22 protein-coding genes are annotated in these 25041 nt (G+C 71.0%); 4 read left to right on the forward strand and 18 right to left on the reverse strand.

Annotation, left to right across the window (positions count from 1 at the left end):
• Positions 1 to 7 precede the first annotated feature (7 nt).
• The 12 genes from NH2_RS17175 to NH2_RS17230 form a co-directional block, all read right to left on the reverse strand.
• Positions 8 to 1558, reverse strand: coding sequence for an Hsp70 family protein (locus NH2_RS17175; protein ID WP_067654749.1), 1551 nt, complete (start codon positions 1556 to 1558; stop codon positions 8 to 10).
• 46 nt (positions 1559 to 1604) lie between these two features.
• Positions 1605 to 1808 carry a hypothetical protein gene (locus NH2_RS17180; protein WP_067654752.1) on the reverse strand — a complete coding sequence of 68 codons (204 nt, stop codon included), beginning with the start codon at positions 1806 to 1808 and terminating at the stop codon, positions 1605 to 1607.
• Positions 1809 to 1850: 42 nt separating this feature from the next.
• Positions 1851 to 3494 carry a TRAFAC clade GTPase domain-containing protein gene (locus NH2_RS17185; protein ID WP_067654755.1) on the reverse strand — a complete coding sequence of 548 codons (1644 nt, stop codon included), beginning with the start codon at positions 3492 to 3494 and terminating at the stop codon, positions 1851 to 1853.
• Complete coding sequence (locus NH2_RS17190) at positions 3494 to 5923, reverse strand: GAP1-N2 domain-containing protein (protein ID WP_067654758.1); 2430 nt, start codon at positions 5921 to 5923, stop codon at positions 3494 to 3496. The genes NH2_RS17185 and NH2_RS17190 overlap by 1 nt, the downstream gene beginning before the upstream one ends.
• A gap of 3 nt (positions 5924 to 5926) precedes the next feature.
• A complete protein-coding gene (locus NH2_RS17195) occupies positions 5927 to 7066 on the reverse strand; it encodes a TRAFAC clade GTPase domain-containing protein (protein ID WP_067654760.1) in 1140 nt (379 codons plus the stop codon).
• Between the two features lie 59 nt (positions 7067 to 7125).
• The gene (locus NH2_RS17200) at positions 7126 to 9855 is read right to left on the reverse strand and encodes a hypothetical protein (protein WP_067654763.1); all 2730 of its coding nucleotides are present in this window, start codon (positions 9853 to 9855) and stop codon (positions 7126 to 7128) included.
• 4 nt (positions 9856 to 9859) lie between these two features.
• Entirely contained in the window at positions 9860 to 11452 is a 1593-nt protein-coding gene (locus tag NH2_RS17205) for an Hsp70 family protein (RefSeq protein WP_067654766.1), read from the reverse strand.
• A 36-nt stretch (positions 11453 to 11488) separates the two neighbouring features.
• Complete coding sequence (gene grpE, locus NH2_RS17210; protein WP_067654768.1) at positions 11489 to 12058, reverse strand: nucleotide exchange factor GrpE; 570 nt, start codon at positions 12056 to 12058, stop codon at positions 11489 to 11491.
• A gap of 130 nt (positions 12059 to 12188) precedes the next feature.
• Positions 12189 to 12473: a response regulator transcription factor gene (locus tag NH2_RS17215; RefSeq protein ID WP_067654771.1), complete on the reverse strand. Its 285-nt coding sequence runs from the start codon at positions 12471 to 12473 to the stop codon at positions 12189 to 12191.
• Between the two features lie 102 nt (positions 12474 to 12575).
• The gene (locus NH2_RS17220) at positions 12576 to 12914 is read right to left on the reverse strand and encodes a hypothetical protein (protein WP_067654774.1); all 339 of its coding nucleotides are present in this window, start codon (positions 12912 to 12914) and stop codon (positions 12576 to 12578) included.
• Positions 12914 to 13501 (reverse strand): toll/interleukin-1 receptor domain-containing protein, encoded by a 588-nt coding sequence (locus NH2_RS17225; RefSeq protein ID WP_067654777.1) that lies wholly within the window; start codon positions 13499 to 13501, stop codon positions 12914 to 12916. The genes NH2_RS17220 and NH2_RS17225 overlap by 1 nt, the downstream gene beginning before the upstream one ends.
• 209 nt (positions 13502 to 13710) lie before the next feature.
• On the reverse strand, positions 13711 to 14943 hold the full coding sequence (locus NH2_RS17230) for a helix-turn-helix domain-containing protein (RefSeq protein ID WP_169811501.1): 1233 nt from the start codon (positions 14941 to 14943) through the stop codon (positions 13711 to 13713).
• 209 nt (positions 14944 to 15152) lie between these two features.
• Here NH2_RS17230 and NH2_RS17235 point away from each other — a divergent pair, with 209 nt between their 5' ends.
• The 3 genes from NH2_RS17235 to NH2_RS17245 all read left to right on the forward strand — a co-directional run bounded on the left by NH2_RS17235 (position 15153) and on the right by NH2_RS17245 (position 18287).
• Positions 15153 to 15587, forward strand: coding sequence for a hypothetical protein (locus NH2_RS17235; protein WP_157103825.1), 435 nt, complete (start codon positions 15153 to 15155; stop codon positions 15585 to 15587).
• 22 nt (positions 15588 to 15609) lie between these two features.
• A complete protein-coding gene (locus NH2_RS17240) occupies positions 15610 to 16581 on the forward strand; it encodes a hypothetical protein (RefSeq protein ID WP_067654785.1) in 972 nt (323 codons plus the stop codon).
• A 113-nt stretch (positions 16582 to 16694) separates the two neighbouring features.
• The gene (locus NH2_RS17245; RefSeq protein WP_067654789.1) at positions 16695 to 18287 is read left to right on the forward strand and encodes an AMP-binding protein; all 1593 of its coding nucleotides are present in this window, start codon (positions 16695 to 16697) and stop codon (positions 18285 to 18287) included.
• An 88-nt stretch (positions 18288 to 18375) separates the two neighbouring features.
• On the opposite strand, the gene NH2_RS17250 is transcribed toward NH2_RS17245, so the two are convergent.
• Complete coding sequence (locus tag NH2_RS17250; RefSeq protein WP_067654792.1) at positions 18376 to 19023, reverse strand: TetR/AcrR family transcriptional regulator; 648 nt, start codon at positions 19021 to 19023, stop codon at positions 18376 to 18378.
• Between the two features lie 69 nt (positions 19024 to 19092).
• Entirely contained in the window at positions 19093 to 19833 is a 741-nt protein-coding gene (locus NH2_RS17255) for a glucose 1-dehydrogenase (protein WP_067654795.1), read from the reverse strand.
• Positions 19834 to 19919: 86 nt separating this feature from the next.
• Here NH2_RS17255 and NH2_RS17260 point away from each other — a divergent pair, with 86 nt between their 5' ends.
• The gene (locus tag NH2_RS17260; RefSeq protein WP_067654798.1) at positions 19920 to 21002 is read left to right on the forward strand and encodes an NAD(P)H-dependent amine dehydrogenase family protein; all 1083 of its coding nucleotides are present in this window, start codon (positions 19920 to 19922) and stop codon (positions 21000 to 21002) included.
• A gap of 119 nt (positions 21003 to 21121) precedes the next feature.
• On the opposite strand, the gene NH2_RS17265 is transcribed toward NH2_RS17260, so the two are convergent.
• The 4 genes from NH2_RS17265 to NH2_RS17280 form a co-directional block, all read right to left on the reverse strand.
• Positions 21122 to 22318 carry a thiolase C-terminal domain-containing protein gene (locus tag NH2_RS17265; protein WP_067654801.1) on the reverse strand — a complete coding sequence of 399 codons (1197 nt, stop codon included), beginning with the start codon at positions 22316 to 22318 and terminating at the stop codon, positions 21122 to 21124.
• A 15-nt stretch (positions 22319 to 22333) separates the two neighbouring features.
• Entirely contained in the window at positions 22334 to 23482 is a 1149-nt protein-coding gene (locus NH2_RS17270) for a thiolase family protein (RefSeq protein WP_067654804.1), read from the reverse strand.
• A 73-nt stretch (positions 23483 to 23555) separates the two neighbouring features.
• Positions 23556 to 24623, reverse strand: a complete 1068-nt coding sequence (locus tag NH2_RS17275; protein ID WP_067654807.1) for a thiolase family protein — start codon at positions 24621 to 24623, stop codon at positions 23556 to 23558.
• Positions 24616 to 25038 (reverse strand): Zn-ribbon domain-containing OB-fold protein, encoded by a 423-nt coding sequence (locus NH2_RS17280; RefSeq protein WP_067655753.1) that lies wholly within the window; start codon positions 25036 to 25038, stop codon positions 24616 to 24618. The genes NH2_RS17275 and NH2_RS17280 overlap by 8 nt, the downstream gene beginning before the upstream one ends.
• Positions 25039 to 25041 lie beyond the last annotated feature (3 nt).

The following is a 25041-nucleotide window of genomic DNA, read 5'->3' on the forward strand; positions in this document are numbered from 1 at the left end:
TGTGCGACTACAGGTGAACGTGCAGCCCGGCGAGCAGGGTCTGCTGCCGCGCGGAATCGACGGAATCGATGACGCCCTCCACGCACGACTCCAGGGTCAGCCGCCTGCCGCTGCGCGGCTCCATCGCCGTGCAGGTGATCCGCCCGTCCGGGCCGATATCGAACTCGACGTCGATGGGGGAACCCGCGGGCAGGTGCGGGACGTCGATGAGTTCGCCGTCGAGCACCCGGCGGTTGTGCCGCAGTTCCGGGGAGGCGACGGCGCCCGCCTGCTCGTAGACCTCGACCCGGATCCGGTCCTGACCGTCGAGCAGCGTCGCGAAGCGGACGCGTGCGCCCCGGATGGGCAGCGCGGTGTTGGCCGCCACCACGTGGTGCACGATGCGGGCAGCGCCGGACGGATCCCCGCTGTCGTGCAGCAGGACCCCGAGCGCGCGCGGGAGAACGGTGCGGACCGGTGCGGCGAGCATCAGCCGGGCATCGGTGGCGGTCGATGGCGATGCCAGGCTGTGGGCGTGCATGGCAGCGCCCTTGGCCACCGCCAGGTCGGGTTCGAAGATCGCGACCTCGACGCCGAAGTGCGCTTCGAGCGCGGCGCGGATCATCGGCATCCTGGTCGCGCCACCGACCAGCAGGATCTTTTCGAGCGAGCCGCAGCCGCGGTCGCCTGCGGCGGCCAGGGTGCGGTCGGCGACGGCGACGCAGTTGCGCACCAGGTGTGCCGAGGCCGCCTCGAACTCGGCGCGGGTGATCTCCACGACCGCGCGCTCGCCCCCGTACTCGAGCGTGACCGGGATCGCCTGCCTGGTCGTCAGGGCGATCTTCGCCTTCTCCGCCGCGGCGCCGACGTGTTCGAGGAACGCGGCGTCGTCGGCGGCGGTCTCGGCGGTTTCGGGGCCGACCGTGTCCGCGAATTTCTCCTGCAGGAGGTCGCAGAGGCGTTCGTTCCAGTCGAGGCCGCCCAGCTGTGCGGCGCCGTCGGTCACCACGACCTCCGGTCCGGCCTGCGCCATGCGGAGCATGGTGGTGTCGAAGGTGCCGCCGCCCAGATCGAAGACGAGCACGGCGCCGCTCTCGGCCCGTCCGACTCCGTAAAAGGCGGCGGCGGCGACGGGTTCGGCGACCAGATCGAGCAGCTCGATCCCGGCGAGCCGCACCGCCTGCGCGGTCGCTTCGCGTTCGGTCACGCCGAAGTAGGCGGGCACGGTGACGACGGCGGCCAATTCGCCTACGGCGCAACCGAGTTCGGATGCCGCATTGGCCACGAGCGCCTTCAGGATCAGTGCGGACGCGGTCTCCGGCGTGTACTCGTTGCCGTCGAACACCAGGGCGAACGGTGTGCCCATGTGGCGTTTGATCCCGCGGACCACGCGTTCCGGCTCGATCAGGCCGAGCTGCCCGGCGTCCGAACCGACCGTGATGCGTCGATCGTCGAAGTGCACGACGGACGGCGTGGTCGCCCGGCCGTCGGGGGCCGCGATGACCCGGGGCGCCGCGGAGCCGTCGAAGTGGGCGACCACCGAGAAGGTGGTGCCGAGGTCGATGCCGATGGCGATCATGCCGCCGGTCCTCTCTGAACTCCGGGCGGGCCGGAGGCCGAATCGCCTATTCCCACGGGAACGGCACCAGGTGGGAGATCACGTACTGGCACTCCTCGAGCGCGGCGAGCGTGTCCTGGAACGGCGTCTGCCAGAGCCCGCTCAGGCCGTAGAGCAGCGCCAGCAGGGCCAGCACGATCAGGGCGAACACGATCGCGCCTGCCAGCGCTCGCCGCAGCATGATGAAGGTCGGGGGCAGCCCGGGGTGCACGGTGGGTCCGTTCGATCGAAGGCGGTGGGTGTGGTGCCGGGGTCAGGGCCGTGCCCCGACGGCGGTGGCGGGGACGAGATCCACCGACACCTGCTGGGCGAGCCAGGTCACGATGTGCAGCGGATGGCAGGGGTCGAGAATCGACTGCCCCATCGAGTCGGCGAGGAAGTACCTGACCCGGCCGAAGTCCTGCCCGGCCCTGGTGACCAGGTTGTCCAGGCCGCGGTCGACCAGCCACTGCTCGATCGCCCGCTGGTCGTCCGGGTCGAGTGCCGGATCGAACCCGAGCCTGCGCAGGTCGTCGACCTTGGAGACGACGATGCCGAGGGCGCGCTCGGTCGGGTCGAGCCCCGCCGAGCGGAGCAGCTCGACTGTGATCGAGTAGGAATCCTCCGGGCCGCTGTCGCCGACCACGAGGCCGGCGGCGGCCGGGTCCGGGATGGCGGCCCGCATGTCGTCGGTGGAGAACGGGTCGATCACGAACAGGAGCGTCTCGGCCGAATGCAGGTAGTGCAGCGGCGCGGCGCCGTCCTTCTCGGTGAAGTGCTCGCCTGCCGCGTCGAGCAGATGGAGTTCGAACGGCCGCCCCTTCAGCGGCTCGACCAGGATGGCCAGCGCCACCGGGCTCGGGCCGTGTGCTGTCTTCGTGGTGTGCTTGCGCGCGCCGATGACGTCCCTGGCGATATCGAGCGCGGCTCGCGAGCGGCCGTCGAGCGGGCCGATCCGGGTGCTGTGCGGCGCGTACGCCTCGTGCAGCCCGATCGCGGCCGAGAACAGCAGGCGGGTCTTCCCGACGCCGACCGCCCCGAACGTCGGCACCTGGATGGTCTGTCTGCTGCCGCTGCCATCGGGCAGGGTGCGATCGCAGTACGGGCACACGATGTTCTTGCGGAGCGCACCGCTGGAGGCCCGGATGATCGTGGTCGGGAGCACCGCCGAGCACTCGCAGCGGTGCCACAGCACCCCGAGCCGGCTCGGCCGCAGATCACGGTGCACATTCGAGCACCGCAGGCAGCGGTAACTCGGCAACCGCGCCACCTCGTAGCAGGTGACGCACCTGGTCGAGAGCCGGAAGATCCGGCGGATCACCGCGTCGGTCGTGCGCAGCAGCACGATCGCCACGAGCTGCGAGAGCCAGCCGATCAGCACCACGGCCGCGCAGACCGCCACCAGGAACGTCGCGAAGAGGACGAACGAGAGGGCGAAGGCGGCGTGCGGCAGCACCCCGAACACGACGTACAGGGCGATGGTCGCGGCAGAGCGGCATTCGGCCCGCACCCGTGCCGATTGCGTGGTCAGGAAGCGGGAGGCGGCGCGGGTCGCGTCCACGAGGTCCCGCTGCGCCTGGAACGGCAGGTAGCGGGGCCAGGCCCGGTCCCAGCCGAAATAGCGGGCCGGGCCGCGCGGCGGGTCGCCGAACAGGGTGCCCGCCCCGGCGACGTCGTCGGGGGTCAGGGTCCGGCCGGTCCGCGAACTCGCCGCGAGCAGATCCCGCGCTATGACCGTGGCGGCGCAGGCCATTCCCGCCAGCAGCCCGATCAACGCCGCCAGCGGGTAGTAGACGAGCACCAGGTAGGAGAAGATCTCCAGGGTCGCGGCCAGCGCGGTCCAGATCACCATGACGGCCGCCGCGACGGCGATCGCGCCGACGATGACCGCGCCCGCGGCCTCACCTCCGTCCGCCATCAGTGCTGCCCCTTCCGGAACTTGGGCATGGACAGCAACTTCCGCGGTTGCTGCGGGAGCTGCGCGCGCTCGTCGGAGAGCTTGTCCACGAGCGCGTTCCACAGGGCGCCGTGCTGCCGGTCGAGATGGCGGGCGGCGTCGAGCGCTCGGCGCCTGTTGCCGGGCTTGCGCAGCCAGTCGGCGAAGGCGCGCTGCACGTCACTCCGCATCCAGGGCGAGGTCTCGGCCGAGTCGCACAGGTAGACCAGCCGATGCGCGAAGTCGCGCAGCCCCTGCTGCAAATGCTGGGTCGTGTGGTAGTGGAAGTACTCCCTGAGCTCGTAGGAGCGGGTCGCGCTGAGATACCGGTCGACCCCGGCCAGATCGTTCTGCACGAGCAGGCGGTCAGCGATGGCCGCGCGGTAGTAGTACCGGAATCGGTGGTCGACCGTCTCCAGATCCTGCAGCACCGGATTGGGAATCTGCTCGGCCACGTCGTCGAGGGCGTGCAGAATGCGGCGCGTGCGGGCGTATTCCCGCGCTAGGTCGGCCAATGCTTCCGGGAGACCGTTCAGGTGGGCGATCTGGTCGAGGAGCTCGGCCGAACCGCGCGCGAACTCCTGGTCGATCGCCGCTTCGACCAGCTCGGCGAAGGCCGGATCGCGTAGGGCGGCCCGGTCACCGGCCACCCAGACGCCGAGCAGCTCCGGCTCGGGCCGCCGTCTGGCCGGGAAGAACAGCGTCCAGTCGGGCGCCGTCGCGGTGCGCAGGTAGCCGGCCAGCAGCGAGCCGCGCCGCTCCGGCGGCGCAGCGGCGACGGCGGCGGCGGTCAGCGCGGCGGCGACGGCGGTCGCGGAGCTGTCCTGGCCCGCGCTCGCGTGCAGCCAGCCCCATTCGCCCGCCATCATCGCGCGGCGGACGGCGTCGTCGCCCGCGCGAACCCTGGTCTCCAGCTCGGGCCACAGCTGCGCCTCCAGCTCGGCGTAGAAGGCGGTGCCGCCTGCGCGGTCGACGGCGTCCGGGTGCGTGCACCAGTACTGCACCAGTCGTGCCCCGTGCTCCTGCACCGCCGCCCAGCGGATGCCGAGCCCCAGGGTCGGGATCACCCCGAACAGCGGTGCCAGTGCCGAGTCCGCGGCCGCGGCCATGGTCTCCGTCAGCAGCCGCAGCGCGCGCTGCTGCGAGTCGGAACTGGTCCACCTGACCCGGGTCTTGTCGGCGGGGTCCGAGCGGTGGACGGCGCGGGCCCACCGGACGCCGTAGGTATCCGGGTACAGCCGGGCGCCCTCCAGCAGGGCGAGCGCCACCGCCTCGGCGGCCTCGTGGTGACGGTTGCGGCTGAGCACCGCGACGGCCCGGTGCAGCGCGGCGGGATCGTCCGATGCGGCGGGCGGGAGCGACAGCACGGTCTCGGCCAGGACGGTGCCGTACTCGTCCATGTCGTCCGGCTCGTGCGCCGAGACGGCCGCGAGCGCCTCCGCGATGCCGGTGGCTTCGGTCTCCGGCCCGGCCGGTCGGCCCAGGCAGACGATGCCCGCCATGGTGGTCGCCACCGCGGGGGAGGCGAGGTGCGGCTGCCAGCGGCGGCCGAGCTCGATGGCCTCGAGCGCGTCGAAGGCGTCGTACTCCAGGAACCATCGGGAGTAGGTCGTGGCCGACTCCGACGGCGTGATCGGCGAGGTGCGGAAGGTGGCCAGGTCGATGCCGTTGAGGGCGGCCGGGAGTGCCTCGATCACCGGCGCCGAACGCGTCAGCCCGGGATGGAACACCGCGATCGAGAGGTCCTCCTCCAGCGGCGCCTCGGTGAAGACGCGGAAGGACAGCTCCAGCACGTCGGCCAGGTCGAGGAACAGGCTGGCCAGCGCGATCCAGCGGATCGCCTGATCGGGATCGACCGCCGAGATGACGACCTTCTTCCGCTGCGGCCCCGCCGCCTCCTCGAACGCGGTCAGCAGCTTCGGCAGGAACTCCGCGGCGCCGGGCTGGGCGCAGGCCATGGCGTGCAGCGCGGCGGGCTGGTACTCCTCGGCGACGTGCAGCGGGGCGGCCACCGGCTCCAGCCGGGTCGACTCGGCCGGGCGCGTCAGCCAGGCGCCGGAGCGGAACAGCTGGGCGGGGCGTGCGGGCCGGATGTCGTCCGGCGCCCCGGTCACCAGGCAGTGGGTGAGCTGATTGCCCGCCCGGCCCCTGCTGTCCCGGCCCGCGTACCGGCCGGTGGCCAGGTAGTAGTGATCGCGCACGCGGTAGTAGCAGAACGAGAGCGGGTGCTCGTCGATCGGCGTGTCCGCCGCCATCAGGCCCTGGTTGGGCCGGTACAGCAGGTGGGCGAGGACCGCCTGCTCCATTTCCGGTGTGGCGTCGGCGCTCTCGGCCTGGAACTGCATTCCCTCGCGGCGATGCACCGACCGGTCGACGGTGGCCTCGGTGTAGAGGAGTGAGCTGAATGCCATCGGTCACTGTCCCTTGCCGGTGCCGACGATCCGCCGGTTGGCCATCAACCACAGCAGCGGCTCGCTCACCCGGTGCGGGCGCACGCCGTGCGAGTCGGTGCGGCCCGACCGGTAGTCCGGCTCCGCGCCGAGCGCCGAGACGGCGAAGAGCCGGAACCGGCGGTAGTTCATCTCGAGGTGGCGGAGCACATCGTCGCCGCCCCACTCGTTGATGAGCCCGGCCACGTGCTGGTGGATGTCGAGCGAGTCGGCCTCGTCGAAACGCGGGGTGGCGGGAGCAGGCCTGCGGATGGGGCTGTCCGCCGGAATCTGGTCGTAGAAGGCGTCGATCTTGGTGACCGCGACCGCGAGCGGCCGGTTGATCTTGCGATCGTGCCGGACGCCGTCCGCGGCGCGCAGCATCTCGGTGACGTTCGACAGCACCTGCAGCGGATGGTCGGGGTCGTAGCGGTCGGCGACGCCGCGCTCGGCGGCGCGCTTCGTATTGCCCGCGATCTGGAAGGGGTCGAGCACCACGATCAGACCGTCGGTCGCGGTCAGGTACTGCTGGTCCTTGGTCGAGTTCGTGGTCTCCAGATCCTCGCCCGCGGTGTCGTAGAACGAGAGCGCGGTCGAGGCGACCCGGCGGATGCCGATGCTGTTGCGGCGCACCTGCTGCCAGTCGATGACCACCGGGGTGCGCGCCAGCACCGCCGCGCGCTCGGTCAGCTGCGGCAGCGCCCCGTTGTCCATCCCCCTCCGCCACTCCCTGACATCCTTGATCATCGGCGACTCGCCGACGAAGTAGGTGGCCGCGCCGAAGCGGCGCCGGGTCGGCTCCTGCAGCTCGCTGACGAGAACCGTCAGGTAGACGGTCTTCCCCGCCGCCCTGGTGCCGACCATGCCGAACATCGGGCTGCCCGAGCCGAAGGCCGAGGGGAGCACCGATCGGCACGCCGGGCACACCCTGGTCCCCGCGGTGCCCGCGCACTCCGGGCACTCCGCCCGCTGGCCGGAGCGGAACAGCTTGAACGGCGAGGGGAAGGCGCGCTGCACCGGTGTCGCGTCGCGCAGCTGCCTGACCCGCTCGGGATCGACCTCGGGTCGGCAGGCGTCCTTACCGGGGGCGGGACGGCCGCTGCACCGGAACATGATGTTGTTCAACCGGATTCGGTGATAGCAGTAGGGGCATGCGGCTTTTCCGGCGATGCGCGCGAGTACCATCAGCGGCCTCTCAGGGTGTCGGATGGCGGGTCGTTCAGGGTGAGAACCTCCGCGGATTCGGCGAAGCAGCGGACCCAGTAGGGCTTCGGGAGCCGAGGTAGCGGCACCGCGACGAGCTGCGGGCCGTCCGGGGGGATGTCGAGCGTGATGCGCTGCACCACCGCGTTCTCGGCGGCGCGCTGGGGCAGGTACGAGCCGCTCTGGGCGTGCACGAGGACGACCGCTCCGCCCGCGGGCGCGTCGGCGGTGAACTCGATCTGCAGCGGCCCGCGGCCGAGCAGGCGCTTCGGCCAGAGCAGGCGATACCGGGCGCTGAGCTTCGCTCCGTCCAGCCGCAGCTCCACCTCCGGCGAGGACCACTGCCCCTCGGCGGACTCCACGATGCTGGAGAGGCCGATCCGCACCGCGCCGGGGCCGACGGTGATGCGCAGCCCGCCGTTGCGGACGTACTCGGTCCGGCTGATCCGGACGCTGCCGTGGTGCGCACCGGCCGACCACACGGCCTCGACGCGGTAATCCGCGCGTGGCCACTGCCAGCTGATCACGGCCTGGTCGCCGAAGCGCTCCACCCTCGGCTCGATGACCGGTTCACAGATGGCGAGGGAAGCCGCCCCGCCGACGATGGCCGCGGACTGGTCGGGCGTGATCGCGAGGTAGTGGCACAGCCCGGCGGCCACCGTGGCGGTGAGCCGCACGGTGGCGCCCTCGCGCCGCACCGCGCCGGGCAACCGGGTGCCGTCGGCGGCGGTCAGTGCCGAGTACTCCACCGTCGAGCCGACGGCCCAGCCGGGGCGGCTCGGGAAACGCCAGATCTCGGTGTCGGCGCCGTCCGGCGCCACCCACTCCGCGACCACCTCGGCGCGGCCGTCGACGAATCGGACGGGCCGGACGTACAGGTCGGTCACCGGCCCGGCCTTCAGCCGCGGCACCGCGCGCACCCGCACCGGTGCCGCGGCGAGCACCTCCCGAGCGGGCCCGACGTACTCCGCGGTCAGGTCGAAGGTGTAGGTCTCCGAGGTCAGGAGGTTGTCGGCGCGCAGCGTGGCCGCCCGGCCGGGGGAGATCGTGTGCTGCCTGCCGTCCGGGTCGGTTCGCACGACCACGGTCCGCGCCGCCCCGACCGGCGTGACCCACTGCACCCCGACGCTGGTCGGCTCGGTGCTCACGACGACATCGCGAATCGGTGGCAGCAGGGTGATCTCGGCGGTCGTCACCGGCGAGGCCTCGCCCCCGCGCCGGGCGGCGACCGCGTACCAGATCGGTTCGGCCACCGGCACTCCGGCATCGACGATCTCGGTCGCGGCGGTGGTCGCGACGGCGACGCCGTCCCGGATGTCGCGCGGCGCCGAGCCGGATTTCCGGACGACCTCGTAGGTGGTGTCCTCGTCCGCGCCGGAGCTTTTCGGCCAGAAGAGCCGGACACTGTTCTCCGGGGCCGCGGGCGGAAACAGCGCGGCCAGGCCGAGCGAGATCGGCGGCGCGGGCGGCAGCGAGGCGACGAGCCGGGCCAGCGCTTCGTCGTCATCGGCCAGCGCGGCCGCCTGGCCGAGCAGCTCGGCGGCGGCGGTGATCCGCCCCTCCCGCCGCGCGTCCTCGGCCTCCGCGCACAGCGCGGTGACCTGCCGCTCGGTCCGGGACAGCGTGTTCGATGCCTGGGTCATTCCCTCGGTGCCCGCGTGCGCGTCGATATTGCACAGCGCCGAGTACAGCGCGCGTGCGCTGCGCAGCTTCCCCTCGGTGACCAATTCGATCACCCGCTCCGGGGTGTCCCGGCTGGTCCGGGTGGAGGCGGAGTCGACGCAGTGCAGCACGATCCTGGCGGCGTCGACGCGATCGAGGCCCTTGGCGGTGAGCGCGTCGACGGCGAGCGCGACGATGCCGCCCTGCAGCACCTTCCGCGCCAGCTCCAGCAGCTGCACGAGCGCGAGGACCGCGGGGTCCATGCCCTTCGACTCGGCGTCCCGCAGGGCGTGCAGCAGCTTCTTGACCGATTCGATCTCGCTGCCCGCCCGTTTGTCGCAGGCGTCCAGCGCCTGCCGGATGGCCGCGGTGTCCGGTGGCCGCCTGCCCGGGCAGACGAACCCGCCGATCAGCCGGAACTCCGCGGGCGGATCCTCCAGGAACACCGCGTCCAGCACCGTCCGCAGATTGACGGTCGTCTCCCACTCGCCGCGCACGTTCTTGGGCAGCGTGCAATCCGGCTCCTCGAACTCGTCGACCAGGCGGAGCGCGACCGAGGATTCGACACAGGCGGTCAGTTCGGCATCGGAGAGCCTGCTCAGCAGCCCGTCGGTGGCCGCGGCCGCCTTCACCTGGGCGAGGGTGACGATCCCGAAATCGCGGTACTGGTTCTCCAGCATCCTGGCGACGGTGTCGAGGGCGGACTTCGAATGCTGGGCGCGCCGGTCCCGCCAGCGGCGCCAGAATTCCGCGCTGGTCAGATCGCGGTGTCTGCCCGCGAGCAGCCCGTCCAGGTTGCTGCAGAACTTCGCGACCTCCTTGACGTTGCTCCGCTGCATATTGTTGTTCCACCAGAGCCGGACATCGCGGATGCGCTCCGCGATCTGGGTGTCGGTCATGCCGGGATCGATCGCGTAGACCATGGCCAGGTCGAGCCGGGCCGGGAGATCCGCGCCGTTGTTCAGCTCCGCGATCCCATTGGTGAGATCGGTGAGGTGAACCTTGCGGAGCGGTACCAGGACGGTGGTCTTGTAGGTTGTGGCATCCACCGGACTACGTCTCCAGCACGAGTTCCCGGACGATCTGCTTGGCCGACTCGACATCTTCGGCCTGCAGCACGCTCACATCCACGGTCAGCGTCAGCCGCTTGCCGGACACCGGCTCGACCGCCTCGATCCCGGCCAGCCCCTCGGCGTCGATCGAGACATCGATGTGGACCTCCGAACCGCGGCGCAGGGGCGGAAGGCCGGTGATCACGGCGCCGCCGTCCGGGGTGATCCGCCTGTTGTCGGCGGGCCGCTCGGACTCGACCTCGCCGCCCTGCTCGAAGATCTCGATGGCCACCGCGGTCTGGTTGTCGGCGGCGGTGTAGGCGGTGATCGTCTTGTGGAAGGGAAGCCGGTCGTTCTTGCGTGCGAGGAATTCGATGAAGGGCACCGGCTCGGGGCCGGAGGTATCGACGAACTGGATTCCGAGCCCCTTCGGCAGCACATTCGTGATCCGGCGGGTGGGGGTTTCGCCGCCGGTGTCTCCCGGCAGGAACTTCTTCTCGGCGGAGCCCGGCTCGATCCCCGCGCGATCCGCGTCGGAGAGCGTCGCGTAGATCGCGGCCCCCTTCGCGACCGAGAGATTCGGGTCGGACAGCTTGGGCTCCCAGCCGAAATCCGCGCGCAGCATCGCGGTCACCGCGGGCATCTGGGACGAGCCACCGACCAGCAGCACCTCGTCGATCGCGATCCCCGGATCCTTCTCGCGGGCCGAGGCGAGGGTGCGTTCGACGATGTCCTTGGTCTGCTGCAGCAGCCCGCTGGTGAGTTCCTCCAGCTCGGCCCGGCTGATGTCGATCTTCGCCCGGTCGTTCCCGTGCTTGAGCGAGATCGTGGTCCGTTCCTTCTTGGACAGCGAGATCTTCGCCTTCTCGGCCTCCTCGTAGAGGTTCTGGGCGAAGTAGTCGTCGTCCATGGGGTCGTCGTCCACGCCGGTCTCCGCGAGAAAGCGGTCGTAGATGTGCGCCACCAGCCGCTCGTCCCAGTGCGCGCCGCCGAGTTTGCGGTTCCCGTCGATCGCCACCACCTCGAGCGCCTCGGGGGAGATGCGCAGGATCGTCGTGTCGAAGGTGCCGCCGCCGAGGTCGTAGATCAGGACGGTCTTCCGCTCGGTCCGGAACTTCACGCCGTACGCCAGCGCGGCCGCGACCGGCTCGGTGACGATGCCGACCACGTCGAGCCCGGCGATCACGCCCGCCTGCCTGGTCGCCTCGCGCTCACGGACGCCGAAGTACGCGGGCACCGTGATCACCACCCGCTCGACCTTCTTCCCGGTGGCGTCCCCCGCGTACGCGGCGAGGGCGCGCAGGATCAGGGCCGAGATCGACTCGGGGTTGAACGGCTTGCCGTCGAACTCCAGCGGGTGCGTCTCGCCCATGAAGGCCTTGATGAGCGTGACCACGCGGTCGGCGTCCACCTTGGCGGTGTTCTTCGCCTCCTGCCCGGTGATCACGTGGCCCGTCGCGGGTTCGAAATAGACCGCCGACGGCGTCGTGGGCAGGCCGTCCGGATTGTTGATCACGAGCGGCTGCCCGAAATCATCGATGTGCGCGATCGCGGAGAAAGTCGTTCCGAGATCGATGCCGAAGATGTCTGTCACTGTTGTCCGATCTGGTCGATAGGGTGCTGCGGGTACTCAGTGCTCGACGTACTTCCAGACCGAAACTTTGGCGTAGACCACCGGCTTGTCCGAGGAGATATTCCGAAACCCCTGGTGATAGATGGAGCTGACACGGTCGTGCTGTGCTTCGATCTCGGTGCCGACCGTTCCGCACGGCTGATGTATCCGGCGGTCGAACGGATCGCCGATCTCGACGCCGATCGTGACCGCGCCGAGCCCCTCCAGAATGTCCTCGATGCGGGTGGTGACCGTGAGAAAGTCGTCGGCGAATGCCCGGCTGCCCTCGGATTCGCCGGTCTCGCCCGCGTGTTTCGCATTGCGGACGCATTCACCGTGCAACTCCGCGAGCGATTTGATCACCGGGCGCAGACTCGCGCGGAGGAGGTCGCCCTCGAGGACGGCCACGCGCTCGTGCATTCGCTTGTTGATCGCCTCCAGGCTCTCGGAACGATCGTTCAGGCGCCGGATCTCCTCGGTGAGATCCTGCAGCACACGGCCGGGCGCGGGCATCGCGGCGGCCGGCGACGGGCTGGTCGCCGGCTCGTCCTCGTGGATCGGCGCGGCGAGGCCTTCGGGGTGGGTCACTGTTCTCTCTCGGTTGGGATCGTCTGATTTCGGACAGGTGTTCTCGGGCGGTTCGTCCGGCAGTCGTCGTCTGGCGCAGACACTATCCAGCTCCCGAGTTTCCGGATGTCGGGCATTCGACGGACAGCCGCTACAGGTCGTCGATATCGATGAGGGCGTCCTGCAGCGCGCGTGCGACGAGGGCGGCCTTCGTCGTGGCGGGACGCCCGACCGCGGCGTATTTCTCGCGGATGCGGGAAAGGTGCGTGTTGATGGTGCCCTGGGAAATGAACAGGCGGCGGCCGGCTTCCGTCTTGGAGTCGGAATCGATCCAGGCCAGGAGTACCTCGATTTCGCGCGAACTGAGTGCGGGCCGCAAGCCGAATCTCCTCGGAAAATCCGCCGGAAGGTGCTCGAAACTCGGAGTGATTGTCATGAATTGTTCCTTCACGAGAGGCGTACAGCCGGCATCGGAGACGACGCCGGCTGTACGTCGGTCACCCAGTCGCGCGAAATCCCATCCGTCCAGAGGTTCGGATCAGAAGAACCGGTCCTTGATATCGCGGCCACAGATGCGGAGCATGAGGACCGTGACGATCATGAGCGCGATGAAGACGGTGGCGCGGGTGAGGTCGCCGGATTCGTCCACGCCCCCGGTGTAGGCGGACTGGCCGTACTGGTAGGAGGCGACATCGGCGATCAGCAACCCCACCAGGGTGATCCACGCCCAGGTGCGCTTCGGGCGCTGGCCCGTCGTGTGGATGCGGATGCGCTGATTGCCTGCGCCGTTGTTGGCGAAGACGTTGCTGTTGTTGTTGGCGGAGTAGTTCTGCTGTTGCGTGTGCGGATTCTGATTCGGGCCGGGAGGCTGTGACATCACCGCCTCCCGCGGGCGCCGAACGTGACGTTCTGCGTACCCCCGTTGTTCGTCACGACATTGCTGTTGTCGCTCGCTGTGATGTTCTGCGTGGGGTAGCCGCCGGGCGCGGGGGCGGCTGCCGCCTGCCCGAAGTCGGGGACCATCCGGTCGATCAGGTCATCGATATCCGAGTCCATCGTGCGCTGGCGGATGCGCCAGAATTGCGAGCGGCCCAGATCGCTGATGTCCGTGGGCAGCCGGTCGGCGGCGGGCAGCTCGGTGTCGTCGAGCAGTACCGGTATCACCGGGGTCTCGCGCCGGTAGGCGGTGGCGAGCTCGAGGCGAACCCAGTCATCCCGGTCATCGATCCTGCGGTTGCCGGCGGCGTCGGCGGCGTCGAGCCAGTGCGGCCCGATCACCGCGACCAGCAGGTCGGCCTGCTCGAGCGCCTTCCGGATCCGGCGCGCGTAGAGCGTGCCGAGGCCGAGCGAGTCGTCGTCGCGGAAGATGTTGTCGCGGCCGAATCGCTCCGCCATCTGCCTGGAGATCTCGCGCACCGCGTACGCGCTGTCCGCGATGCGGTAGCTGAGGAAGATTTTCGTCACAGGGTTCGCTCCTCGCGAGGGTTGGGGACGGATGTGACACGCGCCGGGTGCGTCGCACCCGTTCGTTTTCTCGGAGCCTCGATCCGTGGTGTCACTCCCGCGATGCGAATCCGATTCGACGGTCTGTTCCCAGGATGCCGTCCGCGGCCGGACCGAGACAATGGTTGCCCGTTGCATGCTCGAACAGGCAACGGGCGCAACTCCGGGGTTCAGCGCCGGTTGAGCGCGTCCCGGAGCGGGGTCGAAATGCGGTGCACGACAGGATGGTCGGGAAAGCGGCCGACGGTGCGCGCGAAGTCGTGCAGATCGAGCCGGACGGTGACCGAGTCGACGGCGCGCACCACGTCGAGCAGCGGTTCGATGAGTTCGCAGGCCCGGTCGACGTCACCCATCGCGGCGTGGACGAGCGCCTGCCTGGTGCCGAACCTGGCCCGATCGCGATCCGATTGCCCGCTGGCGGCGGACATTCCGCTCGCGAAGAGCCGGGCGGCAGCCTCGAGATTGCCGAGATCGTAGTGGCACCACGCCTCGATCAGGAGCGACCGCCCGTGCAGCGCCGCGGGGCCGAGTGGATCGTCGGTGCCCGCGCGGTGGACGTGATCCCAGAGTTCGCCCGCGCGCTCCAGGGCGCGCATGGTGTTCGCCGCGTCCGCGCCGATGGCGTAGCCCTGGGCCGCGCCGAGCGCGGCCAGCCACCGGATTCGCGGATCGATCGCGCTGTCGCCGAGCACCTGCTCGGTCAGCCCGGTCGTGGCCGAGGAGTCGGCCCGGTACAGGCTCAGCACGGCCCTGCGCACCAGTGCGTAGCTGGCCATGCTGGTATCGCCGGCCGAGGCCGCCTGGTCGACCGCCCGCTCGGTCCACCAGGCGGCGCCGATATCGTTGCCGCACTCCTGCGCCATCCACCCGGCGAACTCGGCGGTGCGGGCGGCGTGCAGGAGCAGCGGCCGGTTGCCCGCCGAACCCCGGCGCGCGGCGGCGGTGGCGACGTGGTTCTGCGCCGCCACCATGGGCAGCACCATGCTCGGGCTTGTGCTCCTGCCCAGCCGCCTGAGCTCGTCGAACACCGCGGCCAGCCCGGCGATCGGATCGGTGGCGAAGCCGGCGACGGCGGGGTAGGTCACGATCGGCGGGCCCGGCGATCCGCTGATCTCGATGATGCCGGAGCCGTCCGGGTGCAGGTGCTGCGTCCACGCGGTGTCGGCAGGCAGCTCGGGCGGCGGGCCCGGCCTGGTATCGGTGGCGGCGAGCGCGATCAGCCTGCCGTCCGCGGACAGCGCGGAATCACAGGCGCGGGCGAGCGGCGCTATCGGGGTCACCCGGCCGTTCTCGATCTTGCTCAGATGGCCCTTGCTGTAGTGCACGAGCTCTGCCAGTTCGCCGAGTGAGAGGCTGCGTCTGAGCCGGAGCCGGCGCAACTCCTGGCCGAATGTACGATCCACCGCCCCATCCTTCCGCGTCAATTCCAACCGTGGTCGGGATTCGGTGTCCGCCGTTCGACGGACTTGCTCCGGCGGTGTTCCCGTGTATGCAGACCGCTGTGCCTGCCGTCGCCCCGCGAGTACGAATCTACCGGCACGGCAGCACATCTCGCCGCTATAGTTCCAGTTGGGCTACTCTTCGGCGAGCGGCCCGAAGGGACTCGGGGCACATGAATACGGATCATCGCGTAAAACATCTGGAGATGCTGCAAACTGTTATCACGAGATTGAGCCAGCAATCGTTCACCGTTCGCGGCTGGTCGGTCACGCTCGTCTCGGTGATATTCGCGTTCTTGACGACACAGGATTCGCGAACATCGATGCTGATTCTGTTCGCGCTGGCTCCCGCCTGGATATTCTGGGGACTCGACGCGTACTACCTGAGCCTGGAACGGCGCTATCGCCTGCTTTTCGCCGATATCGCGCGGCAGATCCGGGAGCCGGGCACCGCGGAGACGACACTGTTCGAAATGGTGCCGGAGTCCGGGCAGCCCTTCCGGGAACTCGCACGGGCGGCGCGAACACCGGGCGTCGCGGCGATACCGGGTGTGTTGACGGTGATGGTCGTGGGCTACTGGGCGGTCTCGGCGGGCTTGAGACAATGACCGATGAGGTGGGACAGGAGCAATGGTGCACTCGGAGAACGGTGCGATCGGGCTCGACTGTTTCCCGACTCCGCATCTCGCGCTGAACTCCGCGGACGCCGGCGAGCTGCGCCGGGTGCGGCGTTTCGCGGAATGGCAGGTGCTGGCTGCCGGGCGCGCCCACGCGGTACTGAGCGACGAGTGGCGTGCGTTTCGCGGCAGATCCCGGCGTGTGCGCGCGCTGCTCGCCGCCTACCACGAACTCGTGCAGTGGCGCTACGGTCTTGCCCGCGCCGCACCCAGCCGGCCGGGTACGGCGGTTCCCGTCGACCCGGAGCGCTTTCTGGCACCCATCGACCACTACGGGCCGAATTGCGATCGGATCGGCCGCGTCGGCAGGCTGCGCTTCAACAGCACCTGGAACGAGGACGATCGGGTCTTCACCGGCGGAGTGAGCACTCCGGCATTTCGGATCACGCTCCGGTACGGCCGCGCGGCGCAATCCCGCTTTCTCCGCAGCGGTGCCGCGGGCGACATCCTGACCAATTCCGTCCGGCTGCCGGACGGTACCCGCATCGACGGGAACATGCTGGTGCGCGGGGCGGCGGCGCGGGAGCTGGCGCGAGAGCTGGCGGCACGGGTCGCGGGGCGCGGGTGCGACACCCGCCGGTTCGAGACCGGCGGTGATCCGATCTATGTGGTGACCGCGGGAAATTCCGCGCGGGCGGAGATGTTCCGGCAGGCGATGGAGCTACTGGCCCGCGCCGGTACGGACGATGTCGCCAGCTGGCAGCAGGCCAGGTTTCTGCTGTACCAGGCTCCGAGGACCAAGCGGGGCAGTGATTCGGTGATTCGCACCTTCCTCGTCGCCGTCGGTGGCGTGCTGCTCGGCGCCGCGCCGCGGCTCGTGCACGACGTGGATCTCCGGTGCCTCGTGCTCGGGCAGGACAGGGCGACCGTGCTGCCCGGCGACCCAGGTCTTGAACCCGCGCCGCGGCCATCGGAAAATAGCTAGAACGTGTTATAGTTTCGACCGTCCGCCGGCCGGGTTGCGCCGTGGCCGTGGTCCGGCGCAACCGAGAAGAACACGTCTCAGTTTCGACTGCGGCACGCGCCGAGAGGGGCACGATGAACACACCTGCGCCGAGCCGGGAGCCCGATCCGCTGCACCGGGAGCCGTTGCCGGTGGATCTGCTGATCCGCTCCTTGGACCGCTACGCCGACCGGACGGCCGTGCACATCGGCGACGAGACGCTGACCTATCGCGAGGTGCGGGATCGGATCAGCACCGTCGCGCAGGCGTATCGCGCGCTCGGGCTCGGGGTGGGGAGCCGGGTGGCGCTGCTCTCGGCCAATCGGCCGGAGGTGCTGTTCACACAGGGGGCGAACGCGGTCGTCGGGGCGCGGTTCGTGTCGCTGCACCCGATGGGGTCGCTGGAGGATCACTCGTACGCGCTGGAAGACGGCGATATCGAGACGCTGATCTACGACCCGGACAAGTACCAGGAGCGGGCGGCGCAGCTGGCGGCGGCGGTGCCGAGCCTGAAGAACCTGCTCGCGCTGGGGCCGACCGAGGTAGGGACGGATCTGATCGCGACGGCGGCGGGGTTCGAGCCCGCGCCGCTGACCGCGCCGGATGTGTCGCTCGACGACACCGGGAGCCTGGCTTACACCGGCGGCACGACCGGGAAGCCCAAGGGGGTCATGCTCAGCTATCGGGGGGCGGCGGCGCTGCTGCGCATCCAGATGGCGGAGTGGCAGTGGCCGGACGAGACGCGCTTCCTGGTCTGCACGCCGCTGAGCCACGCGGGCGGCGCGTTCTGGAATCCGACCAGCCTGCAGGGCGGGTCGATCGTGGTGCTGCCCGGGTTCAGCCCGGCGGCGGTGCTGGCGGCGATCGAGAAGTACAAGATCACCTCGACCATGCTGGTGCCGACCATGCTCTACGCGCTGCTGGACTACCCGGAGCTGGACAAATACGACCTCTCCAGCCTGCGGACGGTCTTCTACGGCGCCTCGGCCATCTCGCCGACCCGGCTTGCCGAGGCCATCCGGAAGTTCGGCCCGATCTTCTTCCAGTTCTACGGCCAGGCCGAGAGCCCGATGACGATCTCGGTGCTGCGCAAGGAGGACCACGACCTGGACAGGCCGGAGCGGCTCGCCTCCTGCGGCAAGCCGGTGCCGTGGCTGCACGTGGCGCTCCTCGACGACCAGGGCGACCAGGTGCCGGAGGGCGAGCCGGGCGAGGTCTGCGTGCGCGGGCCGCTGGTGATGCAGGGGTACCTGAACAAGCCGGAGCAGACGGCGGAGGCGACCCAGTTCGGCTGGCTGCACACCGGGGATATCGCGCGGCAGGACGCGGAGGGGTTCCTCTACATCGTCGACCGCAAGAAGGACATGATCGTCTCCGGTGGCTTCAATGTGTACCCGCGCGAGGTGGAGGACGTGCTCTCGGCGCATCCGGCGGTGAGCGCGGCGGCGGTGATCGGGGTGCCGGACGACAGGTGGGGCGAGGCGGTCAAGGCCGTCGTGGTGCTGCGCGACGGGCAGGAGGTCGCCGTCGAGGAGTTGCAGGCGCTGGTCAAGGAGCGCAAGGGGGCGGTGTACGCGCCGAAGTCGGTCGATTTCGCGGCGAGCATCCCGGTGAGCCCGCTCGGCAAGCCGGACAAGAAGGCGCTGCGCGCGCAGTACTGGGGCGAGACGGCGCGCCAGGTGAACTGAGCTGATCGTGCTGCCGGGCACTGCGATTCGGGCGCGGCGCGCAGCCGCGCTCCGGCCGCTGCCCGGCGGCGGCCGTTCGGTGCCGGGCTCAGCGATCCGGTGGGCCTGCCAGGATCGCGGTGACGGTGTCGAGCAGCTCGTCCAGCACCTCGGCGGCGGTGAGGTGGGTGCCGCTGAGCGCGAGGATGTCGCGCAGCCGGTCGCGGTCGCCGAGGGTCTGGAAGGTGAAGGTCATGGCCTGGGTGAGGCGGAAGCGCACGGTGCGGGGCGGGATCTCCGGGTGCAGCCGGGTGAGCAGTTCGGTGAAGCGCACGGCCTGACCGGCGAACTCGTCGGTCATGGGGTGCAGGGCGCTGTGGTTCACGGTGATCACGTCGGCGACGACGGTGACCCAGTCGCCGCCGCCGTTCGCCATGGCCTCGGCGACCGGGCGGACGAAGGCCTCGGCCAGCGCGCGGGCGGAGGGCGCGGCGGCCGCGGCAGCGTCCAGGAGTTCGGCGCGGCGCACCGAGATCTCGCCGCCGCGCGCCCGCACCACGGCGCGGACCAGGGCGTCCTTGGAGCCGAAGTGGTAGTGCACCGAGGCGACATTGGCGCCCGCCGCCGCCATGACCGCGCGCAGCGAGACGGCGTCGATGCCACGCTCGGCGAAGAGCCGCTCGGCGGCGGCCACCAGGCGGCGGTCGGTGGGCAGCGCCGCATCCGCGCCCGGCCCGGCGGATCGGCCTGCAGTCACGGGGTCGAGACTAGTGCTCCGGGCGCGTGCGGGGGCAGCATGTGCCGCAGCGCGGGGGCGGTGCTCGGCCTACGACGTCTTGTGCGGAACGCCGGCGACCAGCCCGCCGTCCACGATGAACTCCGCACCGGTGGCGTAGGACGACTCGTCGCCGGCCAGGAAGAGCACGAAGGTCGCGACCTCCTCCGGCGCGGCCGGGCGGCCCATCGGGATGGTGACCATGTCGTCCGGGATGTTCTCCGTCATCGGGGTGCGGATCAGCCCGGGGTGCAGCGAGTTCACCCGGATGCCGAGCGGCGCCAGCTCCAGCGCGGCAGACTTGGCCAGCCCGCGCACACCCCATTTGGTGGCGACGTAGCCGTGCGCCCACGGCGCCCCGCGCAGCCCCTCGATCGAGGAGACATTGATGATCGAGCCGCCGCCCGCCTTCTTCATGGCGGGCACCGCGGCGCGCAGGCCGAGGAAGGTGCCGGTCAGGTTGACGTCCAGGATCCGGCGCCACTGGTCGAGGTCGAACTTGTGCACGGGCGCGCCGTTCACGATGCCCGCGTTGTTCACCAGCACGCTCAGCGAGCCGAACTCCCGCACGGCGACGGCGACGGCCGCCTCCCACTGCTCGGGCTCGGTGACGTCGAGGTGCACGTAGCGCGCGGCGGGGCCGAGCTCCTCGGCCAGCGTCTTGCCCTCGTCGTCCAGGATGTCGCCGATGACGACCTGCGCGCCCTCGGCCACCAGCAGCCGGGCGTGCGCGGCGCCCATGCCCCTCGACCCGCCACTGATGAGTGCGACTTTGCCGTCAACGCGTCCCATGGGGGCGACGCTACCATAGGATCTGGAACAGGTTCCAGACAGATTTCCAGACAGGTGCTCGGGCACCGCTCGGCAGAGGAGACCCCATGCCCATCCGCGTCGTCCACATCGCCACCGGGAACGTGGGCGCGCTGGCGCTGCGCCAGCTCGTCACCGACCCGCGATTCGAGCTGGCCGGGCTCGCGGTCTCCGCACCGGGCAAGGTCGGGAAGGACGCGGGGGAGCTGGCCGGGCTGGACGTGGTCACCGGCATCACCGCGGTCGACGACCTGGACGCGCTGCTCGCCCTGGAGCCCGACTGCGCGGTCTACTGCGCCATGGGCGACACCAGGCCGATGGAGGCGCTGGCGGACTGCCTGAAGTTCCTGGCCGCCGGGGTGAACGTGGTCGGCTCGGCGCCGGTGTCGTTCCAGTACCCGTGGCAGGTGCTGCCGCAGCAGGTGGTCGACCGGGTGCAGCGGACCGCGGTGGAGGGCGGGGCGAGCTTCTTCGTCACCGGGGTGGATCCGGGGTTCGCCAACGACCTCATCCCGTTCGCGCTCGCCTCCACCTGTCAGCGGATCGAGCAGGTGCGCTGCCTGGAGATCGCGGACTACGCCACCTACGACGGCGCGACCGTCATGTTCGACGTCATGGGGTTCGGCAAGCCGCTGGACGAGGTGCCGATGCTGCTGCTCCCCGGCGTGCTCACCATTGCCTGGGGCTCGACGCTGCGGCAGCTGGCGGCGGGGTTCGGGATCGAGCTGGACGAGATCACCGAGAGCTACGAGCGGGAGCCGGCGCCGGAGGCGTTCGACATCGCGGCCGGGCACGTGCCCGAGGGCGGGGTGGCGGCGCTGCGCTTCGAGATCGTCGGGCGGGTGCACGGCCATCCGGCGATCGTGGTGGAGCACGTGACCCGGCTCCGCGACGACCTGCGGCCGGATTGGGCGCGGCCCGCGCAGGAGGGGGGTTCGTACCGGGTGGAGATCACCGGGGAGCCCTCGTACACCGTCGACATCTGCCCGACCAGCAAGTTCGGGGATCACAACCACGCCGCCATCGTGGCGGCGGCGGGGCGGATCGTGAACGCCATCCCGGATGTGGTCGCGGCCGAGCCGGGGTTGCGGACCACCGCCGACCTGCCGCTCGGCACCGGAAGGGGAGTGTTCGCGGTTCCGGCGAAGTGAGGTGTCCGGGCCGGGCTCGCACCCGGCCCGCCCGGGCCCGACCCCTGCGGCCTGGCCCACTGCGGCCCGACTCGTGCGGCCGGTGCGCGGTGGCCGGCGCGGTGATGTGGCAGCGTCCGCTATCCCCGCGGACCGCGGTACAGCGTGACCGCACAGGCCCCGCCGAGCCCGAGATTGTGCGCGAGCCCGATCCGGGCACCCGACACCTGCCGCTCGGCCGCGAGCCCCCGCAGCTGCCAGGACAATTCGGCGCACTGCGCCAGCCCGGTGGCGCCGAGCGGGTGCCCCTTGGAGATGAGCCCGCCGGACGGGTTCACCACCCAGCGCCCGCCGTACGTGGTGCCGCCCGACTCGACCAGCGCCCCGGATTCCCCCGGCGCGCACAACCCGAGCGCCTCGTAGGTGAGCAACTCGTTGATCGAGAAGCAGTCGTGCACCTCGAGCACGTCCACCTCCTCGATGCCGACCCCGGCCGCCTCGAAGACCTGCCGCCCGGCCCGCCGGGTCATGGGCGTGCCCACCACGTCGATCATCGACCCGCTCGCGAAGGACTCGGCATCGTCGGTGACCAGCGCCTGCGCCGCGATCTCCACCGCCTGCCCGCCCAGCCCGTGCTCGGCGACGAAGCGCTCGCTCGCGAGCACGGCGGCCGCGGCACCGTCCGACATGGGGGAGCACTGCGAGCGGGTGAGCGGGTCGTGCACCGGCTTGTCGGCGAGCACCTGCTCGACGGTGTACGCATCCTGGAACTGCGCGTACGGGTTGCGCGTGGAGTGCTCGTGGTTCTTCACCGCCACCGCCGCCAGCTGTTCCCTCGTGGTGCCGTACACCCGCATGTGCTCGGCCGCGGCGGCGCCGAAGAACTGGGTGGTGAGCGGCGCGGTGCCGAACCCGGCCGCGGCCTTCAGCGCCGCGAGGTGCCGGTCGATGGTGGTCACCGCGGGCCGCGCCCCCGACCCGGCCATGGCCTCCTTCGTCATCTGCTCGAAGCCGACCGCGAGCGCCACCTCGGCGGCGCCGAACCGCACCCACTCCTGGGCGAGCAGCAGCGCGGAGGTGCCGGTTGCGCAGTTGTTGTTGACGTTCACCGCCGGAATCCCGGTCAGCCCCACCTCGTACAGCGCGCGCTGGCCCGCGGTCGACGGCTGGAAGACGTAGCCGACGGCGGCGCGCTGCACCCGGTCGTAGCCGATGCCCGCGTCGCCGAGCGCGCCGCTCACCGCCTCCGCCACCATCTGCGGGTAGGTCCAGTCCCGGCTCTGGATCTTCTCGAACTTCGTCATGCCGACGCCGACGACATAGACCCGGTTGCTCATGCGTTCTCCTCGAATTCAGGGCCGGTCGCGGCCGACGACCCACAGGGCGTGGAACTGGGAGGCGCCGCCCATGGCGTGCCCGACGGCCAGGCGCGCGCCGTCCACCTGGTGCGCGCCCGCGGTGCCGCGCACCTGCAGCGCGGCCTCGGCGAAGCGGAGCAGCCCGGTGGCGCCGGTGGGGTTGCCGGAGAGCACGCCGCCGGAGGGGTTCACCGGCAGCGCGCCGCCGAACGCGGTGCTGCCGTCGTCGACGAGCTCCCAGCCGCGGCCCACCTCGGCCAGCCCGATGTTCTCCAGCCACATGGGCTCGTACCAGCTGTACGGGATGTAGAGCTCGGCGGTGTCGATCTCCCGCGCGGGGTCGGTGATGCCGGCCTGCCGGTAGGCGTCGGCGGCGCACTGGCGGCCCGCCTCGGGGTTCACCTCGTCGCGGCCCGCGAAGTGGCCGGTCTCGGTGCGCCAGGACATGCCGTGGATCCAGGCGGGCGGGTGCGTGCCGCCGCCCGCGTCGTCGGCGCCGGTGACCACGATGGCGCAGGAGCCGTCGGAGGAGGGGCAGGACTCCAGGTAGCGGATGGGGTCCCAGAGCATGCGCGATTCGCGCACCTCCTCGACGGTGATGTCCGGGCGCTGGATGTGCGCGTACGGGTTGCGGGTGGCATTGAGCCGGTGGTTCACCGCCACCTGCCAGCCGATGTGCTCGGGTGCGCCGGAGCGCCGGATGTACTCGCGGATGATCGGGGCGAAGTGCGCGCCCGCGCCGGCGCCGAGGTGCGCGCTGAAGGGGAGGCCGCGGGAGAGCGCCCAGGTGAAGTCGCCCTCCGACTCCTTGGAGTAGGCGACCACCAGCACCCGCCGCGCCAGCCCCGCCCGCACCAGGTGCGCGCCGTGGATGGCGGCGTGCCCGCCGACGCTGCCACCGGTGAAGACCCTGGTCACCGGCAGCCCGCGGGCGCCCATGGCGTCGGCCAGGTAGAGCTCGGGGTTCATCACGCCGTCGAACAGGTCGGGGGTCTTGGCGAGCACCACCGCGTCGATGTCGGCGAACTCCAGCCTGGCATCGGCGAGCGCGGCGTCCACCGACTCGCGCACCATCGCCCCGATGGTGACCTCGCGCCGCTTGGCCTGCCTGCTCTGCCCGATCCCGACCACCGCGGTCCTCATCGGCCACCCTCCAGTGTTCCGCGGGACACCCGCACCCGGTCGGGCCGAGCGGCGCGCGGCCGCGGATTGTCGCTCATCGGCCCTCCAGCAGGCAGATCATGTTCTGTTGCAGCGCGGGGCCATTGGTGGCGTGCGCCAGCGTGCGCCCGGCCCGGCCGCGCAGGATGTGCGCGGCCGCCTCGCCGATCCGGATGAGCCCGGTGGCGGTGGCGGGGCGGCCGGTGAGCGGGCCGCCGCCCGGGTTGATCGGGGTCGCGCCGAGGCCGAGCGCGGCCGCGAGAAACGGCTCCTGATAGCTGTATTCGGTGTGCAGCTCGGCGATATCCACGTCGGCGGCGCCGAACCCGGCGAGCTCCGCCGCCTTCGCCGCCGCGCGGATCACGGTGCCGCACCGGGTGAGATCGCGCGCGCCCAGGTAGTGCGTGTCCATCCGGTGATCGATGCCGCGCAGCCACGCCGGACGCTCCGTGAGCGCCCGCGCGGTATCACCGGCGGCGAGCACGAGCACCGCCGCCGCGTCGCCCGCCGGGCCGCGGTCGTGCGCGCGCAGCGGGCTGGCGACGTACGGCGCGGCCAGCAGCTCCTCGACCGTCACCACCCCGCTGACCTGCGCGCCCGGCTCGTCCACGGCCGCGGCCAGACTCCGCGCGACCACCTCGGCCAGCTGCTTCTCGTCCAGCGCGCCCGCGGCGAGCAGCGCGGCGGCCTGCAGCCCGGCGGCGGCGTCCCGGTGCGGGCGCAGCGGCGCCAGGAAGTAGGGGTCGAGCTGGGCAGCCATCACCTGGTCCAGGTCGCTGGGGAGCGCCCCGCGGCCGATGCCGTACACCACCGCGATCTCGCCCTCGCCCAGCTGCAGCCAGGTCCACGCCTCGTGCAGCGCCCACGCGGCGTCCATCTCGACGTGCGATTCGGAGATCGGCGGCCAGGCCCCGACGGCGTCCAGCGAATCGATGTAGGCGAAGGTGCGGCCCTCGAAGAAGTCGTGGCTGCCGGAGGCCAGGAAGTCCACCCGGTCGCGGGTGATCCCGGCCGCGGCCAGCGCCCGGCGCATGACCGGGAGCAGGATCTCGGCCATGTCGGCCTCGCGGTCGGCCGCGCGCCCCGGTGACCGCTCGTACGCCACCACCGCGACATCACGCATGGGCACCCCCGGTCGGCCGGAAGTAGCGGATGCTGTCCAGCGAGTGCGTCAGCTCGGCGTCGTCGGCCCACACCGGCTCCACCTCCGTGCCGATCTCCAGTGCGTCGGAGCCGATCTCGCGCACCAGGTGCATGAGCCTGGTGTCGGCGCCGTGCACCTGGATCTGCGCGACGACGTACGGCGGGTCGAACCGCTGCCCGGGGAACGGGAAGTTCACTACGCAGAAGGTGCGCACGGTGCCGGTGCCCGCCAGCGGAAAGGGCGCGGAGAGCTCGGTGAGGCAGCGCGAACAGAACTCCGGCGGCGGCAGGTACACCTGCGCGCAGCCGGGGCAGCGCCGGGCCAGCAGCTCGCGCCGTGCGAGGCCGCGCAGGAAGAGCGAGCGCCCGCCGCCTGCCACGTAGGTGTAGTCCATCCT

The sequence above is a fragment of the Nocardia harenae NBRC 108248 genome (assembly GCF_001612885.1).
Taxonomy (GTDB): Bacteria; Actinomycetota; Actinomycetes; order Mycobacteriales; family Mycobacteriaceae; genus Nocardia; species Nocardia harenae.

What these genes read in the sequence shown, in the direction of transcription:
- NH2_RS17175 (WP_067654749.1), bottom strand. Translation starts at nt 1,558, where the DNA reads ATGATCGCCATCGGCATCGACCTCGGCACCACCTTCTCGGTGGTCGCC.
- NH2_RS17185 (WP_067654755.1), bottom strand. Translation starts at nt 3,494, where the DNA reads ATGGCGGACGGAGGTGAGGCCGCGGGCGCGGTCATCGTCGGCGCGATC.
- NH2_RS17190 (WP_067654758.1), bottom strand. Translation starts at nt 5,923, where the DNA reads ATGGCATTCAGCTCACTCCTCTACACCGAGGCCACCGTCGACCGGTCG.
- NH2_RS17215 (WP_067654771.1), bottom strand. Translation starts at nt 12,473, where the DNA reads ATGACAATCACTCCGAGTTTCGAGCACCTTCCGGCGGATTTTCCGAGG.
- NH2_RS17220 (WP_067654774.1), bottom strand. Translation starts at nt 12,914, where the DNA reads ATGTCACAGCCTCCCGGCCCGAATCAGAATCCGCACACGCAACAGCAG.
- NH2_RS17235 (WP_157103825.1), top strand. Translation starts at nt 15,153, where the DNA reads ATGAATACGGATCATCGCGTAAAACATCTGGAGATGCTGCAAACTGTT.
- NH2_RS17240 (WP_067654785.1), top strand. Translation starts at nt 15,610, where the DNA reads ATGGTGCACTCGGAGAACGGTGCGATCGGGCTCGACTGTTTCCCGACT.
- NH2_RS17245 (WP_067654789.1), top strand. Translation starts at nt 16,695, where the DNA reads ATGAACACACCTGCGCCGAGCCGGGAGCCCGATCCGCTGCACCGGGAG.
- NH2_RS17255 (WP_067654795.1), bottom strand. Translation starts at nt 19,833, where the DNA reads ATGGGACGCGTTGACGGCAAAGTCGCACTCATCAGTGGCGGGTCGAGG.
- NH2_RS17260 (WP_067654798.1), top strand. Translation starts at nt 19,920, where the DNA reads ATGCCCATCCGCGTCGTCCACATCGCCACCGGGAACGTGGGCGCGCTG.
- NH2_RS17265 (WP_067654801.1), bottom strand. Translation starts at nt 22,318, where the DNA reads ATGAGCAACCGGGTCTATGTCGTCGGCGTCGGCATGACGAAGTTCGAG.
- NH2_RS17270 (WP_067654804.1), bottom strand. Translation starts at nt 23,482, where the DNA reads ATGAGGACCGCGGTGGTCGGGATCGGGCAGAGCAGGCAGGCCAAGCGG.
- NH2_RS17275 (WP_067654807.1), bottom strand. Translation starts at nt 24,623, where the DNA reads ATGCGTGATGTCGCGGTGGTGGCGTACGAGCGGTCACCGGGGCGCGCG.
- NH2_RS17280 (WP_067655753.1), bottom strand. Translation starts at nt 25,038, where the DNA reads ATGGACTACACCTACGTGGCAGGCGGCGGGCGCTCGCTCTTCCTGCGC.